Origin of the sequence: Leptotrichia sp. HSP-342, assembly GCF_041199995.1 — a bacterium.
GTDB classification, from domain to species: domain Bacteria; phylum Fusobacteriota; class Fusobacteriia; order Fusobacteriales; family Leptotrichiaceae; genus Leptotrichia; species Leptotrichia mesophila.
Genome location: NZ_CP165646.1, coordinates 664,366 through 680,216, shown reverse-complemented (window position 1 = coordinate 680,216; position 15,851 = coordinate 664,366). Strand labels below are relative to the sequence as shown.

At 27.6% G+C, this 15,851-nt stretch carries 15 protein-coding genes; 3 read left to right on the top strand and 12 right to left on the bottom strand.

What is annotated here, in order from left to right:
• Positions 1–176: 176 nt before the first annotated feature.
• Entirely contained in the window at positions 177–896 is a 720-nt protein-coding gene (locus AB8B23_RS03455; protein WP_369713442.1) for a YebC/PmpR family DNA-binding transcriptional regulator, read from the top strand.
• A 159-nt stretch (positions 897–1,055) separates the two neighbouring features.
• Positions 1,056–1,784 (top strand): tRNA1(Val) (adenine(37)-N6)-methyltransferase, encoded by a 729-nt coding sequence (locus tag AB8B23_RS03450; protein WP_369713441.1) that lies wholly within the window; start codon positions 1,056–1,058, stop codon positions 1,782–1,784.
• 259 nt (positions 1,785–2,043) lie between these two features.
• Here AB8B23_RS03450 and fucO read toward each other — a convergent pair whose 3' ends face one another.
• The 9 genes from fucO to AB8B23_RS03405 all read right to left on the bottom strand — a co-directional run bounded on the left by fucO (position 2,044) and on the right by AB8B23_RS03405 (position 13,250).
• Entirely contained in the window at positions 2,044–3,192 is a 1,149-nt protein-coding gene (gene fucO / locus AB8B23_RS03445) for a lactaldehyde reductase (protein WP_006804852.1), read from the bottom strand.
• Positions 3,193–3,302: 110 nt separating this feature from the next.
• A complete protein-coding gene (locus AB8B23_RS03440) occupies positions 3,303–3,704 on the bottom strand; it encodes a hypothetical protein (protein ID WP_369713439.1) in 402 nt (133 codons plus the stop codon).
• Between the two features lie 40 nt (positions 3,705–3,744).
• Positions 3,745–4,086: an AtpZ/AtpI family protein gene (locus AB8B23_RS03435; RefSeq protein WP_369713438.1), complete on the bottom strand. Its 342-nt coding sequence runs from the start codon at positions 4,084–4,086 to the stop codon at positions 3,745–3,747.
• Positions 4,087–4,184: 98 nt separating this feature from the next.
• Complete coding sequence (locus AB8B23_RS03430; protein ID WP_369713437.1) at positions 4,185–4,976, bottom strand: class I SAM-dependent DNA methyltransferase; 792 nt, start codon at positions 4,974–4,976, stop codon at positions 4,185–4,187.
• 138 nt (positions 4,977–5,114) lie between these two features.
• Entirely contained in the window at positions 5,115–5,759 is a 645-nt protein-coding gene (locus tag AB8B23_RS03425) for a peptidylprolyl isomerase (RefSeq protein WP_369713436.1), read from the bottom strand.
• Between the two features lie 55 nt (positions 5,760–5,814).
• Positions 5,815–6,174 (bottom strand): hypothetical protein, encoded by a 360-nt coding sequence (locus AB8B23_RS03420; RefSeq protein ID WP_369713435.1) that lies wholly within the window; start codon positions 6,172–6,174, stop codon positions 5,815–5,817.
• Positions 6,175–6,206: 32 nt separating this feature from the next.
• Entirely contained in the window at positions 6,207–7,127 is a 921-nt protein-coding gene (locus AB8B23_RS03415) for a manganese-dependent inorganic pyrophosphatase (protein ID WP_369713434.1), read from the bottom strand.
• Positions 7,128–7,219: 92 nt separating this feature from the next.
• On the bottom strand, positions 7,220–10,390 hold the full coding sequence (locus AB8B23_RS03410) for a UvrD-helicase domain-containing protein (protein ID WP_369713893.1): 3,171 nt from the start codon (positions 10,388–10,390) through the stop codon (positions 7,220–7,222).
• Positions 10,380–13,250 (bottom strand): PD-(D/E)XK nuclease family protein, encoded by a 2,871-nt coding sequence (locus AB8B23_RS03405; protein ID WP_369713433.1) that lies wholly within the window; start codon positions 13,248–13,250, stop codon positions 10,380–10,382. Before AB8B23_RS03405 ends, AB8B23_RS03410 begins: the two co-directional genes overlap by 11 nt.
• Before the next feature lie 620 nt (positions 13,251–13,870).
• Here AB8B23_RS03405 and AB8B23_RS03400 point away from each other — a divergent pair.
• A complete protein-coding gene (locus AB8B23_RS03400; RefSeq protein ID WP_369713431.1) occupies positions 13,871–14,023 on the top strand; it encodes a hypothetical protein in 153 nt (50 codons plus the stop codon).
• Positions 14,024–14,166: 143 nt separating this feature from the next.
• Here AB8B23_RS03400 and AB8B23_RS03395 read toward each other — a convergent pair whose 3' ends face one another.
• The 3 genes from AB8B23_RS03395 to AB8B23_RS03385 form a co-directional block, all read right to left on the bottom strand.
• Positions 14,167–15,174, bottom strand: a complete 1,008-nt coding sequence (locus AB8B23_RS03395; protein ID WP_369713430.1) for a DUF3644 domain-containing protein — start codon at positions 15,172–15,174, stop codon at positions 14,167–14,169.
• A gap of 80 nt (positions 15,175–15,254) precedes the next feature.
• The gene (locus AB8B23_RS03390; RefSeq protein ID WP_369713429.1) at positions 15,255–15,605 is read right to left on the bottom strand and encodes a hypothetical protein; all 351 of its coding nucleotides are present in this window, start codon (positions 15,603–15,605) and stop codon (positions 15,255–15,257) included.
• Positions 15,592–15,792, bottom strand: a complete 201-nt coding sequence (locus AB8B23_RS03385; RefSeq protein ID WP_369713428.1) for a hypothetical protein — start codon at positions 15,790–15,792, stop codon at positions 15,592–15,594. Before AB8B23_RS03385 ends, AB8B23_RS03390 begins: the two co-directional genes overlap by 14 nt.
• Positions 15,793–15,851: the final 59 nt, after the last annotated feature.

Here is a 15,851-nt window from a genome sequence, read left to right as displayed (position 1 = left end):
GTTATATTTTACATTATTTTTTCATATTTGGCAAATTTATTTTTACTTTTTTTCACATTTTAATTTGACAATATACCCAATAATTTTTTTTATTATCAAAAATTCCTTTAATTTCCCCATTGATTAGACTTTTTTTTTATGATATAATTTTCATATAATTAATTTAGGAGGAAAAAATGGGAAGACATGGTACAATAGCAGGGCGTAAGGAAGCACAGGATAAAAAAAGAGCCGCATCATTCACAAAACTGGTTAGACTTATAACAGTAGCAGCAAGAGGCGGAGAAAATCCTGAATTTAACGTAGCCCTAAAACACGCAATCGAAAAAGCAAAAGCGATTAATATGCCTAATGACAATATTAACAGGGCAATCAAGAAAGGAGCAGGAACTGACGGTTCGACAGCTTTTGAAACGTTAAATTACGAAGGATACGGACCAGCAGGAGTTGCTATCATCGTAGAGGCTCTTACTGATAATAAAAATAGAACTGCTTCATCTGTAAAAGTAGCTTTTGATAGAAATGGTGGAAATCTTGGTGTTTCTGGATCAGTTTCGTATATGTTTGGAAGAAAAGGTGAGATTATTATTGAAAAAACTGATGATATTGATGAGGAAGCATTAATGGAAGTAGCACTTGAATCTGGAATGGAGGATATGGAAACTCTGGATGACAGTTTTTATATCACAACTGAACCATCTAACTTTGATGCAGTAGCAGATGCTTTAAGAAATGCAGGATACACATTGCTAGAAGCAGATATTCAATATTTGCCATCTATCGAAGTTGATACTCTTGGCGAAGAGGATTTGCAAAAACTTAAAAAATTAATTGACACTCTGGAAAATGACGATGATGTTCAAAAAGTTCATCATAACTACGCTGGAGAATTATAATAAATATTTATGAATTTACAAATTTTAATTGCGGGAATTATTTTCCGCATTTATTTTTATAATAAATTACAGTATTAAGATATTTTACAAAATTTATTAAATATTCCCTATTTAAATGGGGAATAGTATTAGTATAAAAAGAAAAAGGAGTTACATTTTATGAAAAAAAACGGAGAAGAAACAGTTACTCCAATAAAAAATATGAAAGTTATTCAACGAAATGACTTTCAAAACTTTACACTTGATTCTGTCTTGCTTGCAGACTTTGTAAAAATTAATCGAAAAACTAAAAAAATCCTTGATATTGGGACTGGCTGTGGAATTATCGCATTACTTCTGGCACAGCGGTCAAAAGCTCAAATTACAGGCATAGAATTACAAGAAACAATGGCAGAAATTGCCATAAGAAATATTAATGGTAATAAATTTGAAAATCAGGTTAAAATAATAAACGAAGATATAAAAAATTATGAAGATATTTTTAACCGTGACGAATTTGACACCATCGTTACAAATCCCCCATATTTTGAATTTACCGGCGACATTTCCCAGACAAACAATTTGGAACAACTGGCAAACGCAAGACATAATATTAATTTAACACTTGAAGAAATAATAAAAATTTCTTCTTACTTATTAAAAAATATGGGAAGTTTCTCAATTGTATTCCGAAGCGAACGTCTAGTAGAAGTTCTATCACTTTTACAAAAATATAATTTAGAGCCAAAACGAATGAAAAACTGCTATACAAAATGGAATGAAAACTCAAAAATTTGCCTTTTAGAAGCAATAAAAGATGCAAAGAAAGGATTTTCTATTGAAATGCCAATTTTTGTTTATGATGAAAATGGAGGAAGAAGTGAATATGTTGAGAATTTGTATAAATAAAAAACTTTAAAATATATTTGTTATATTCTTTAATATTTAGATAAACAATTACTTTTTAGTTTCATAAAATGAATTATTATTAATGAATATTTTTTCCAATAATTTATGGTATTTTTTCTTTTTTTTTAAGCAAAGGGGAACAGTCGCCATCCCCTTTGCAAACCTGGCTTGTCTAAGTATTTTTTGAAAACAAAAATTAAACTCGCTTCGCTCAGACAGTAATTTTTATTTCCAAAAAATCACGACATTGATAATTTAACTATAACAATTTCTTATATAATTCTTTTATATCTTCTAAATTTGTATCCCGTGGATTTCCACCTGTACAAACGTCATTTAATGCGGATTCAGCAATAAAGTCCAAATCCTTTATATCCATAATTCCTTTTAAGTTGTTTGGAATTCCAACATCGCTTGCCAGTTCCCTTACTTTATCAACTGCAGCTTTTCTATATTCTTCTGGTGACATTGTTCTTGTATGTTTTACACCAAATGCTTTTGCGATAGCTTTAAATTTTTCTCCAGTAAATTCAGCATTGTATTCCATTACAGTTGGAAGAATTATTGCGTTTGCAATTCCATGTGGAGTACCATAAAATGCTCCTAGCGGATGTGCCATTGAGTGTACAATTCCAAGTCCTACATTTGAGAATCCCATTCCAGCTAAATATGAAGCAAGTGCCATTTTTTCACGTCCTTCAGGTTCATTATTTACAGCGCTTCTCAAATATTTTGCAATTAATTCAATGGCTTTTAAATGGAACATGTCAGTCATTTCCCAAGCGGCTTTTGTTGTAAATCCTTCAATTGCATGAGTTAAAGCGTCTAGTCCAGTCGCAGCGGTAAGTTCTTTTGGCATGCTTGTCATCATTCCAGGGTCAACAATTGCCACAATTGGTAAATCATGCGGATCAACGCAAACAAATTTTCTGTCTTTTTCAACATCTGTGATTACATAGTTAATTGTAACTTCTGCAGCAGTTCCAGCTGTTGTCGCAACAGCGATAATTGGTACACATTTATTTTTAGTGTCTGCAACACCTTCAAGGCTTCTTACATCAGAAAATTCTGGATTGTTGATAATAATGGCAACTGCTTTTGCAGTATCCATTGGTGAACCTCCACCAATTGCGATAATGTAGTCAGCACCTGCAGATTTGTACTTTTCAACACCATCTTTTACATTTTCAATAGTCGGATTTGGCTGAATATCAGAAAAAACTTCATAAGCTAAATTTTCCTTATCCAGCAAATCTGTAATTTTTGAAACTCCGCCAAATTCTAAAAGCCCCTTGTCTGTACATATAAGCGCTTTTTTGAATTTGTTTTTCTTAACTTCCTCTGGGATATGGTTTATTGCTCCAAAACCATGATACGAAATTTCGTTCAAAATAATTCTTTGTGCCATTTTTTTACCTCTTTTCAATTTTTTTTAGTAAATATTTTCATTCTAATTATACTACACTTTTTTCATTTTTCAAGTTTAATACTAAATTTATTTTAAATAATTTTTAATTACTATTTTTTACTGAAAAAAAGTTTTTCTTTAAAATGACACAATAAATATGCAATTTTAAAATTTAATGCTCCAGCTCCTGTTGCTGCAATATTTGTTAAAACATGACTTTCAAAATATTTTTGACTAACTTTCCCAACAATAAACATTCCAAGGCAAAATATAGCCATTCGTTTTAAATATTCAAAATTTCCCCTAAACTTTGGATTATTTTGGAAATAGAGAATTTTATGCACTCCATTTACAAGTAAATTTATATTTATTAGAGAAATAATGGCTCCGACTAAATATCCAAAATAAAGTTCCACACAATTAAGAAATATTCCCATAATAACAAGAAATATCATAATAAAAATCGAAACAGTATATACCTTTTTTATATTTTTTGGCATTCTTTCCAGCATTTCCCCTGCCTTTCTCTACAATTAACATCTAAATCCAATATTATTTTATGTTGTTTACCTGCTTTATGAGCGACCAGTAGCCTGATACTGCCCCAATTACAAGAAAAATGACAAGAACAAGAGGCTGATCCGTCTTAAACAGATATTTTTTTAGAAGCATATAAAGTCCAAGCATAAGAAGAATTGGCAAGGACAAAATATACACCATATTTGTAGCAAGTGCAAAATATTTCATTATTTTATTATTTCTTCTATTTTTCATTTCCTTCTCATTATTATGCCTTCCCAACTTCTTTTCAATCTCAAAGATCCTTTGTTTTCGTTTTTCCTCTTCAGTCAAGTTATTTTTTTCTAAAATTTCATTTTCATTTTCAAATTCCATAAAATTACTTCCTTCTTATTTTTTAGTAAAATTACAACTATTCCCCTCGTATTTCTTAATTTTTCAGCGTAATATCAAAAAGTTCAAGTATTTAAAAACTACAATTTTTTTAATACAAAAAATATTCTGCTTTCTCCAAATTCAGGATTAGAAGCTGTATCAAATACTTCAAACCCTTTGTTCTGAACAATTTCCACAATCCATTCAGGATCATAGATGAATTTTTCCTGAATTTCATTATATTTCCTGAATAAATTATCATTTTCATTCTCACGAATAAACAAATCAATCTCCACGATATGTTTTTTCTTACTTATTTTCTCATGCCGCCAAATACTTGTGTATTCAGGTTCTTCATCTAGAAATATGTCGTTTTCAAATATTTCCTCAAAAATATCCTCTGTTACAACATCAAAAATTAAATATCCACCTTTTTTCAGATTTTTTTCACATTTTTTAATAAATTTAAAGAAATCTTTTTCATTTTTTAAATAATTTACCGTGTCAAAATTACAGATAATATAGTCAACTGGATGTATTTCATCATAATTTTCACTAATTTTCTCATTTTCACTAACATCCAAACTTTTGTAAAATACTGTCTTATTTTCATAATTTATAATATTATCCTTTATCAGCTTATAACTGCTATCTGTTAAGTTTTTTCCAACCAGTTTTTTTTCTGAAATATCTAGCATTTTTTCAGATAAATCCACTCCGATTACAGGAAATCCATCCCTAAGAAATCTCCAGACAAATTCCCCTGTTCCACATCCTAAATCAAGAACTGCTCCTTTTTTCTCAATAAACATTCTTAAAAATTTATACCATACATCATAATTTACATATTTCATAAAAGTATCGTAAATTTCTGCAAATTCCCTATGCATTTTTCCCCCATTCCATTATCTATTTGTTATTATTATATCACTTTTACTACTACTTGTGAACAGCAACGACAAATCTAAATTAAATTTAAATATACTCAAAAGAAAAACTCCTAAATGTTAATCAGGAGCTTTTATTCTTTAACGTTTTGCAGGTTTCACAAGCTTACTTTCCCATTCACTAACTTCCTCAGGAAAATAATCCAGAAATTTATCAATTTTTTTACCTTTTATATCAATATTCAATATCTTGTCATCCTGTCTCAATGTTCTTAACACGCCCAGATCTTCACGAGTTTTTGTTCCTCCAATAATAGTATGCTTTTTATTAAGATTAGTCATTGGACTCATCGTTATGAAAAACTGGCTACTGTTCGTATCAGGCCCCGAATTTGCAAAAGCAAGCATTCCTTCATGTGCAAATGTTAGCCAGTCTGTAAACTCATCTTTCAAATAATAGCCAGTTGTTCCCGTTCCATCTCCCACAGAATCTCCTCCCTGAATCAGTCCATTTGGAATAATTCTATGAAAAGTGAGTCCATTATAAAAGTTATTTTTCGCTAGAAAAACAAAATTTGCCACATTTTTAGGAGCGGCTTCGGGATATAGGTAAAAAGATATATTTCCCTTCGTTGTCATAATAACCGCTTCCATTTCAAAACTTCTCATGGCTTTTTCGAATTTTTTGTTTTCTCTCGACTTGTTTGCCTTCTTTTCCTCTGCACCTGCAATTCCTACTAGTAAAATCATCAGTATGCCAGCCAATATCGTTATTTTCTTCTTCATAAACTTTCCTCGCTATTTTAAGCATAGTTACTGCACATTTTCCCATAAAAAACAGCTAGTTGCTGTACAGCCTCTTCACATGCCCTATCATTTCTTCAATTTCCATTTTACCATTGAAATCAAATTCCAAAATTCTGAAATCTATATCCTCAATTTCCAAATTATATTTCAGAAGCTCCTTTTCTTCCATAATATTATCATAAATTACAAGGACAGAAAACTGATTTCCAAATCCATCTACCAGTTCCAATGTATTAATTACCCTATTTTTTTTCATATTAAGAGAATTTCTTATTATTTCATTCGCTGTCTTTTTGCTTCTAACTTCCTTATAAAGTTCAGAAATTATTGTAGGCAGCTTTATTGCAAATAATATTTTTAATTCTTCTCTTTTTTTAAATTTTACTATTGCCATTTTTAAAATCCTTATTTTTTATTTTTATAAATTTATCCTTGAATCGCTTTTGTCAATGGCGGAATAATTTGTTTCTTTCTTGAAACTACACCTTTCAAAGTTACTAAGTTGCTGTCAACTTTTTCTCCAAACGCTTTTTCGATAATATCATTTCCATCTCCTGAAACTAGAGCCACAGAATCATTTGATAAAATATTTGTGATTGCAAACATAAAGAATTTTAATCCTTCTTTTGCAATGATATTATCAATTTCAGCAAGTAATTTTTCTTTTCTTTCCAAAACTTCTGCTTCATTTACAGTATTAACTTGTGCAACACCAATTTTTGAACCATCAATTTCAAAGATTTTCATATCCATATTTAACAGTTCTGCTTCAGATTTATCTCCAAGTGCAGTTCCAGCTTTTAACATTTCAAGACCATACTCATCCGTATTTACTCCAGCGATTTCAGACAGTTCCTTACCAGCCTTTACATCACATTCTGTGCAAGTTGGAGATTTGAACAATAATGTATCTGAAATAATAGCACTTAACATAAGTCCTGCCGTTTCCTTGCTTGGTACAAGATTATTTTCCTTAAATAATTTTAAAATAATTGTCGCAGTACATCCAACAGGCTCTAATCTTGCATATAAAGGCTCATCTACGTTAATGTTTGAAATTCTGTGATGATCAATTAGTTCCAGAACTTTTGCTTCTTCAAATCCTTCAGCAGTTTGAGTTCTCTCATTGTGATCCACCAGTATTATTTCTTTTCCAGCCACATTTTCCACTAATTCAGGCTTTTCAACTTTAAAATAGTTCAAGGCATACTTGGTTTCTTCATTAATTTCTCCAAGTCTTGCAGCCTTAACATCTTTTCCCAATTTATTTTTCAGTTCCGCATAAGCAATCGCTGAACAAATTGTATCTGTATCTGGATTTTTGTGTCCAAAAACTAATATTGACATATTTTTTCCTCCTAAATTTTAATCATTTCATATTATTATAACCTATTAATCTTATTTTTGAAATAGAAAAATTCGTTTTTTTCAAAAATTCCCTAAACTTCTAATAATTGGATATCAATTTCATAATCTGCTGAAACTTTTTTGCTTAAAATATCTCTATATTCATTAATCTGTTCCTGATATTTCTCATTCGTTTCAGGCTCAAATCCAGTCTTGTAGTCATAAATATAAATTTTCTTATTTTCCTCATCAATGTTAATTCTATCAATGATACGCTTTCTTCCTTCAGAATCATAAATTTCAAATTCTGTATAAACTTTGTATTTCTCATTATAAATATCGCTGTTTTTTTCAATAAATTTTTCCATTCGGACAATTAATTCTTCTACAATCTTTTTCCCAAGCATATTTCCATATCGGCTCAAAAGTGCAGATTTTGCAATTAATTTATCATTTTCCAGATTATTTGAAATATGTTCAAAATAGTAATGCATTGCAAGCCCTTTTTTACGTTTAAACTCATTTTCCAATGTATTTGAAGATTTTTTTACAACAAATTTATCATCATCAAAATACGTTTCAAATAAATTATTGCTCACTTTTACATCCGAAGTATCTGTAATTTCTTCTGGAATTTCTGATTCTATAATTTCGCCTATTTCATATCTGTTTTCATCTTCATAAACATCAACCACTCTTTTCACTAAAGAATCAGCATATCGTTTGTCTTTTGTTATTTCAGCGTCAAACAATAATATCAGATTTTTTTTAGCACGAGTCAATGCAACATAATCATTGTTAATTTCTTCCATCATTTCTTTTTGAGAATTTTTATCTCTCATTTCACTCAATTCATTCTCAAACATTTTTTTATTATAATCTGTAAAAAGCACAATAAATTTTTTTACAATATTAAATTTTTCATCAAAATCTAAATAGCTTTTAAAATTATCTTTATCTGTACGCCCCTTATTTGTTTCTCTTTTATAATAAAATACCGTATCAAACTCTAATCCTTTTGAAGCATGAATCGTCAGCAAATTTATCGCATTTATATCTTTGCTGCTAACCTGTTTCAAATTTTCCTTTTCTTCTTCGACAAATGTTATAAATTCATATAAATTACTGTATTTTTTCAAAATGTTAAAAAATATAAAAATGTTTTTCAAATCACTGTTTGTTGAATAAAATTTTGTTATTTCAAATTTCTCAACAAGTTTTCTTGAAAAATTTTCTTTTTGATATTTATCATTTAAGTTTATTGACAAGACTTTCAAATCCTTAATTTTATTGATAATTTCATCAAAAATCAGTCCATTTCTTTCTAAAGTATTAATTTTTTTATATTCTAAAAGTTTTTCTTTTATCTCATCATCTTTTTGAATATTAATAAACTCTTCAAAGCTTTTTATTTTAGAATTTCCGGCAATATACCTCATAATCTCATTTTTATTTTCTAACAGATATTTTACATGGCTATTTAATCCACCAATTAAGTCACTTCTCACAAATTCCAACAAATACTTAAAATTATCAAATGCAAAAAATTTAATTAACTGATACATCGGGATTATCGGTTTATACTCCAAAATCGTTGCCTTACTTTCAAGAGTATATGGAATCTTTTCTTCATTCAGAACTGATGCAATTTCTTTTAAATGAGCATTTTTACGACATATAATCGCACTTTTCCCTAAATTTCTAATTTGACCTTCTTTTATCATATCAATAACTTTTGTATAAATTCTCTCTTTTTCTTCCTTCGTATTTTGAATAAAATATCCAAAATATCCTCTTTGATACTCTTCATCTTCCCTATAGCCAGAATCTGTATAATTCCACTTGGCATCATAATCATTAAATATTTTATTGATATTTTCAATAATCTCTTTATAGCTTCTATACGATTTATCCAAATTTTGTACATTTCCTTCAAGCATTGTTTCTAATTTTTCAAACAATTCCTTTTCTCCACCACGCCAATTATAAATGCTTTGCTTCTCATCACCAACACAAATAATATTTTCAGAAGTATTTAACATTAACTTTAAAATTTTCCATTGCAAAATACTCGTATCTTGGAACTCATCAATCATAATCGTATCTATTTTTCCACCAATTAATTCAAGAAATTCTTCTGTAACTTTGTCATTTTCCACAAATTTTAGTTCTTTATTGAAAATAAATTCATAAGTGTATACCAAAATATCATTGTAAGTAAATCTTTTTGAAGAAATTTTGATTTTTTGAGCGATATTAAATATCGTTTGAGCGATATTTTTTAATTTTTTGTCTAATGGCAGTACTTCTGTCAAATAGATGTATTTAGATAATCTTTCTTTAAGTTGCTCTTTACTTTTTTCAACACTTTCTCTCTCTGCTGACATATCTACTTTTTTAGTATCGTTTACAACCGTCTTTTTCCAATATGTCTCGTTCTCTTTAATCATTATTAATAGTTCTTTATTTTGTTGAACCAATTCTAATTTTTCTTTTAATTTTTCATTTTCATTAAACTCTTGATTTTTTAAAATTTTTGTATATTCAAGAAAAAAAGTTTCATATTCTTTTTTATAAATGTTTTTACTTTCTTTTTTATTAGATGCTTCTTCCAATGTTTCTACAATATCATCTAAACTATTTAAAAAATTATACGATACTTTTTCTGTATTTTCTTCTATTTTATTCAAGTCCCCTGCCAAAATAAATTTTGGATGCATTGTCAGTATTTCTTCAATAATTTTTATATAGACTCCTATATTTTTTTTCTCTTTTTTCTCATCAAAAATAAATTTAAAATTTTCAAAATTATCTTTATTTTCAATAATCTTAATCAGAATTTTCGAATAAAATTCGTCAGTTTCCTTCTCTAAAATCTCATAATTATAAATATTAAAATAGGGTGCTATCGTATTTTTAAAGATTTGGTTAGTAAAACCATCAATTGTGGAAATTCGAATTTCTTCTTTATTTTTTATCATTTCAAAATAGATGTTCTGTAATTCCTTTTTATTCAAGTTATCAAATTTATAAATTTCTTTTAAATTTTTTTCTAATTCTGCTCCATTTGCTTTATCAAAAGCAATTTGATATAAAAAATCGTAAATTCTCTCTTTAATTTCAGCCGTAGCCTTTTTTGTAAAAGTCATCACAATAATATTTTTATAATTGACACCCCGTATCAAATTAGCTATAAATTCTAATGACAATCTGTAAGTTTTCCCTGTCCCCGCACTAGCCTTTAAAATCACATTATTCTTCATCACTTAATTCATCCTCTCCTCTGCAAATATTCGCATATTCTCTGTAGAGATAATTTCTTTGATTTTTAATATTACCTAAATCATAAAATTCTTCATTCTGATATTTTCTAATTATTTCACCAACATCTTCTTTTGTTAATATCTTATCATCTGTTCTCTCATCTGGCACTAACTTACCTTCCCAAGTATCAATAACGATTTTCTCAACTTTTTTCTCATAATCATTTTCAAGCATCATTGAATAATAATCCAGCTGTTCCATCGCTCCATAAACTTTGTCATTTTTATACCCTGTTTTTTTATCTTTTAATTTTCCTGTCTTATAGTCAAATAAATAATCCTTGTCTCTTGTTTTTATATGTAAATCTGTAACACCATTAATATATACATTCTCAAACAGCTCTTTCTCTGAAGATAATTTTATTCTCTCCTCAAAATAAATTTCAATATCTTTTTCTGTTTCCAGTTCCTTAATCAGTTCGTTAAAATATTTTTCAGCTGAATTTAAAATTTCCTCAAATGAAACTTTTTTATAAAACTCCAAATATTCTTTAGGAACTTTATAATCAAATGAATTTATTACTTTTTCCAAAATTTCTGACAACTGTTCCCTATCAATTTTAAAAGTTTTATTTTCAAGCTCTGTCTTATTTCTCATAACAACATTTTCATAAAAAGCATGTATTATTATTCCAAATATCTTAACATTTATTTCATCTTCAATCTCTTCAACTTCCTGTTCTCCAATTGATTTTTTCAAATAATATCCATACTCGCAATCTTTCATATCCTTAAACGAATAATATCCCAATCTCAATTTTTCATTATTTATCTTCTCAAGATTTTTTTCTAATTTTGATGGAATAAACTCTCCAATTTCCTTTTTCTCCCATTTTTCCTTTTTATTTTTTAGAAAATATTTTTTCACAAAATAAAGTTCTTCTGCTTCACTTATTTCATCTTTTACAACCCCAATTCCATACTTTAACTTCAATTCCTCAATAACACTTGCTGAATCAATATTATTCTCCAAATCCTTGACATAAGCCAAATATACATTTTTAGCACTTAATATATTTTGATAAATTTTAAACATCTCAATTAGTTTTTTATCATCACTTGTTGGAAGTCCCATTTTTGCACGTTGAATTTTTGAAAATAAAAAGTTGTGAATCTTTACTTTGGGAAATGAATCCTGCAAATTCAAAATAATTATATTCTCTTTTGTATTTTCAGAAATATTTTCAAATGAATTTATTGAAAAACTATTTTCCGAATCATCTTCCGTACTCTCCTCTAAATTCAACCCAATCGATTTTTTATCCAAATATTTCAAAAATAATTTCAACAAATTAGCCGAAATATTTTCATCAAAAAATTTATCCCACAAATTATCAAAACTAAAATCTTCCAATACAATCATTTCTGACAAAGCTTCAAAATACTTATCTTTCACATTTTTATCTTCTTTCACTTTTTTTTCATTATTCAGATAAATATTTTCTAAATAATCGCTATATTCCTTTAATGTCGTATACTCATATATTTTTTCCAATTCCTCAACAAATTTTATAATTTTATCAATAGACAACATTCTTCGTTTATATATATCCTTAAATTCTTCATTTTGGATTTCTTTTTCTAATTTTTGCAAATTTTCCTTATTTATTTTTTCCAATTCCTCTTTTGAAATATACTTGTAATCTTTAGAAACTAAATCCTGAAAAATATGATAGCTTTCTTCTAAATCAAAAATATTCAATAAGTCATTAGATTTATATGCATCATAAAAATCTTTTGTTTTAAATATAAATAATTTCCCCTTATCTTTTCTATCAATTTCTTTCATGTTATCTAGCAAATTGTAAATTAAATTTAATATTTTATATATTTTCGTGTCTTTCATTGTTATTTCTAAATTTGAAGAAATCTTTTTCTGTTTCAAAAGATGATAATCGCTTTTCGCCTCTTGAGAATTTTCCTGTGCCTCAAAAATTCTATAATTTCTAATTGAATTTCCATTTTTCTTGTTCTCTCTTTTATTCTCTTTCTCAACTTCTTCTAATTTTCTCACTAATCCCAGTAATTCTCCAAATTTACTGCTAAATTCATGAATTTCCACATTTATATCTTTCTTATCAAATATCTCTTTCGATGGCAATGAAAAACTGTCCTTTATTTTCAATTTTTCCTCATTAAAATCATTTTTTGAAAGCTGCAAAATATTTTCTACATTAATTCCTCTATTTTCAATTTCTCCAATTAACTCCTTTTCAAATGGAGTAATTTTAACTTTATTCACAAAACAAATTTTAGAAAACTTTTTCAAAAAATTGTCCGAAATATTTTCCACATTTCTAAGCATATATGGTAAAATAAGCCCTTTCTGCTGCACAACTTTTTTCATCTCATTATTAATCTCAACCAAAGTTCCAAAAGTTTCAATTTGCCATTTCTCCAGCTCAATTTTTTCCAAATCAATTTTATATTCCTGCAATTCTACAAATAAATTGTAGTAATTATAGGCAACATCAATAATATCATAATAATTATTAACCTTTATATCCTTTTTCAGTTTTTCAGTTAAAGCATTGTAAAACAGCACAACCTGTTTCTCTTCTTTTACCACAATTTTATCAGTAACAAAAACATTCTCATAAAAATCATAACTATTCATCATCTTAAAATTCTGAAAAATTCCCAATTTCTGCTGCATTTCCTCATTCTGTAAAAATTCCCTTTTTATCTCAAAAAACGAAGCCGAATTTTCAAATACAAAAAGCGTATTTTCATTCTTTTCAAACTCTTTAAACAATATGTTCTTTAAATCAGAGCCAATCCCTTTATAAGTAATTTTCATAATATTTTGCCCTCCTCAAACTACAATTTTCTTATTTTGAAATTTAATTTTGTTATCAAATAAGTTAATTTATTTGATAATTTATTTTAAATTTTTTGATTAACAAATATTCTTTCTATAATTCTTATATTTTTTCTTCTTTTATACTAGTCGCCATCTCATTTATAATCTCAACTCATCTAAGCATTTTTTTAAATCACGACATTAAATTATAAAGATTGCTATATTTAAATTTCAGGTTTTTAAACTCGGAAATTATTAAATAAAAAGCTAGGCTTTCAACCACATTCTATTTATTTTTTCAAAAAAAAATCTCAAAAAATTAATTTTGAGAATAATATCATTATTTGCATTATTTAATTTATTTAATGGCGCACCTGACAGGTTTTCTTATTAATATCCTTTTTTTCATCAAATACTTATTTTATTGGATTTTTCATCACTATTTTAATCTCATTTTCTTACATTTTCCCATATTTTTAATTATTTTGTCTCCAATTTGTCCCCAAAATTCGTTTATAAAAAGCTCTAATAATACTACTACAAATATTATTAGAGTTACAAATATTTACTACATTTTTATTCTATCAAATCCTTACAAAAAAATCAAGGAGCGATAAATGAAAAATTTAAAAATCAAAAACTTAGATGAAAAAGATATTGAGAATCTAAAACAAATAAAAATTATAGAGCTGGAAGAGATGAATATTCAAGATTTGAAAATTCTGAAAGTTAAAATTGAAACAGCTATTGATAGTAAAGAAAAAGAATAAGAGACACACAAGGCTCTTATTTTTATGTTTGACATTTTGAGAAATTGTGTTATAATATTATTGACAAGATAACTTGTGAAGGAATTACACTGAGTTCCCAAAGGGGAGTAAGTCAACGGATGAGAATTCTCATGTGCCTGGGGTTATCTTATTTTTTTTATCCCTTTTTTCAAATCTTCAATTATAGTATCTGGATTTTTTAAAATTTCTTCCACAATAAACTCTATTAACATTTGAGAATATCCATATCTGTTACTTATCCTATAATAAAAACAATATTTCTCGTTAGTCTTTATATCATAAAAATTTATAAATAAATTTAAGTCGTATTTATTAAAAATTTTTGGTTTAGGTTCACCGTTCTCAATTTTATTCAAAAATATTTTTTTACTTTTCAATCCTCTGTTTACTAATCGAACAACATCTTTGGTAGTATGTTTGTATATTTCATTTGGATTTTTAATTTCTTTGGCTATTCCGAGCTTGCTGTCAGCGTTTTTATCGAATGCCACTAAAACGTCCGCTTTACCCTTATCTTTCACTATTATCAATCTTGCTTCAATAGGTATAGCATATTCCGAATTATTTTCTCTTATCTCAGATTCTATTTTTTTTGTATCCTTTATTAATTTTTTTGCCATATTAACCGAATATCTTGCTCTTATTTCCTCTTCTGTAAATTTTTCGATTTTTGTTGACAATGTTAAAAAATTTTGTGCTATATGATTTGTTATGTCTGAATTATGGAACTCTTTCATTTTTTCAACATAGTTTATTACACAAGCTTGAAATAAAGGGGCATAGATATACTCATAATCTTCTGTTACAAAATGTGTACTTGTATTTCTCAAATCTATTATTCGTTCCAGATTTTTTCTTAAAGAGCCATTTTTATCACTAAATACTATTTTTATGCAGTTTTCCAAATTAAGAGTCCTATCTTCTGAATCTTTATAATATATCGCATTTTCACCTTTTAATTTTATTATATGGGCTTTTAACATTAGTTCCCAAGCATTGCAGATGAAGAAACTAAAACCTTCCACTCTATATTTTATCGTTGGCTTATTGTAGATTTCTAACCCCATTATAAATGCTTCTGTTGATTTTTCTATCAATTTATTTACAAAGTCAATAGTATTTTCTTTCATTTTTTCCCTTTCTGATTTTGAAGTTTTTATAATTATACTATATTTTTTGCTAATTTTCAAAAAAAGATAGCCATTTCTGACTACCCCTTATTTACTTCATTCATTTTTTTATTGTAATAATACAATATTATTAAAGAAACTATTATGCTCAATGTAACTATTATAAGATTTTCTATCAATGATTTTTCTCTTAGTTGTTCTATTAAAGGTATTCTTTGCCATTTGTTTTCTAGTATCAGTTTTTCTATATTTCTTTTGTATTGCCAATCTCTCTGTGCTATAGAAAAAATCGAGCTGACAGTATAAAGCAAAATTAATTTCACTATCCCTTTGTTCGCAAAATTGATTTTCTCGCTTTCTTGAAAATCTTTGTGTCTTTTATTTTTAAATATTAAATCCCTAATAGTCTTCTTCGTCTTAACTGTCGCCATTGCTCCCACCACCTAACCACTTATCGATAACCTTATCCAATACCTTAGGTACTTTATCCTCAAGTACTTCTATAAGAAGTTCAACAAAATATCCTACAAATATAATCAATATCATTATGATCAGATGTAGCGAAGGAACTTTCTTATATATAGATAAATATGTCAATACATACAATGCCAATGCCATAGCTCCATATAAAATCCTAATTATGATAGGACTGATATTCAAATGATTATTTACTCTGT

Bases quoted from the DNA above. Each gene is read 5' to 3' on its own strand.
- AB8B23_RS03455 (WP_369713442.1), top strand. From the start codon at position 177: ATGGGAAGACATGGTACAATAGCAGGGCGTAAGGAAGCACAGGATAAA.
- AB8B23_RS03450 (WP_369713441.1), top strand. From the start codon at position 1,056: ATGAAAAAAAACGGAGAAGAAACAGTTACTCCAATAAAAAATATGAAA.
- fucO (WP_006804852.1), bottom strand. From the start codon at position 3,192: ATGGCACAAAGAATTATTTTGAACGAAATTTCGTATCATGGTTTTGGA.
- AB8B23_RS03440 (WP_369713439.1), bottom strand. From the start codon at position 3,704: ATGCTGGAAAGAATGCCAAAAAATATAAAAAAGGTATATACTGTTTCG.
- AB8B23_RS03435 (WP_369713438.1), bottom strand. From the start codon at position 4,086: ATGGAATTTGAAAATGAAAATGAAATTTTAGAAAAAAATAACTTGACT.
- AB8B23_RS03430 (WP_369713437.1), bottom strand. From the start codon at position 4,976: ATGCATAGGGAATTTGCAGAAATTTACGATACTTTTATGAAATATGTA.
- AB8B23_RS03425 (WP_369713436.1), bottom strand. From the start codon at position 5,759: ATGAAGAAGAAAATAACGATATTGGCTGGCATACTGATGATTTTACTA.
- AB8B23_RS03420 (WP_369713435.1), bottom strand. From the start codon at position 6,174: ATGGCAATAGTAAAATTTAAAAAAAGAGAAGAATTAAAAATATTATTT.
- AB8B23_RS03415 (WP_369713434.1), bottom strand. From the start codon at position 7,127: ATGTCAATATTAGTTTTTGGACACAAAAATCCAGATACAGATACAATT.
- AB8B23_RS03410 (WP_369713893.1), bottom strand. From the start codon at position 10,390: ATGAAGAATAATGTGATTTTAAAGGCTAGTGCGGGGACAGGGAAAACT.
- AB8B23_RS03405 (WP_369713433.1), bottom strand. From the start codon at position 13,250: ATGAAAATTACTTATAAAGGGATTGGCTCTGATTTAAAGAACATATTG.
- AB8B23_RS03400 (WP_369713431.1), top strand. From the start codon at position 13,871: ATGAAAAATTTAAAAATCAAAAACTTAGATGAAAAAGATATTGAGAAT.
- AB8B23_RS03395 (WP_369713430.1), bottom strand. From the start codon at position 15,174: ATGAAAGAAAATACTATTGACTTTGTAAATAAATTGATAGAAAAATCA.
- AB8B23_RS03390 (WP_369713429.1), bottom strand. From the start codon at position 15,605: ATGGCGACAGTTAAGACGAAGAAGACTATTAGGGATTTAATATTTAAA.
- AB8B23_RS03385 (WP_369713428.1), bottom strand. From the start codon at position 15,792: ATGGCATTGGCATTGTATGTATTGACATATTTATCTATATATAAGAAA.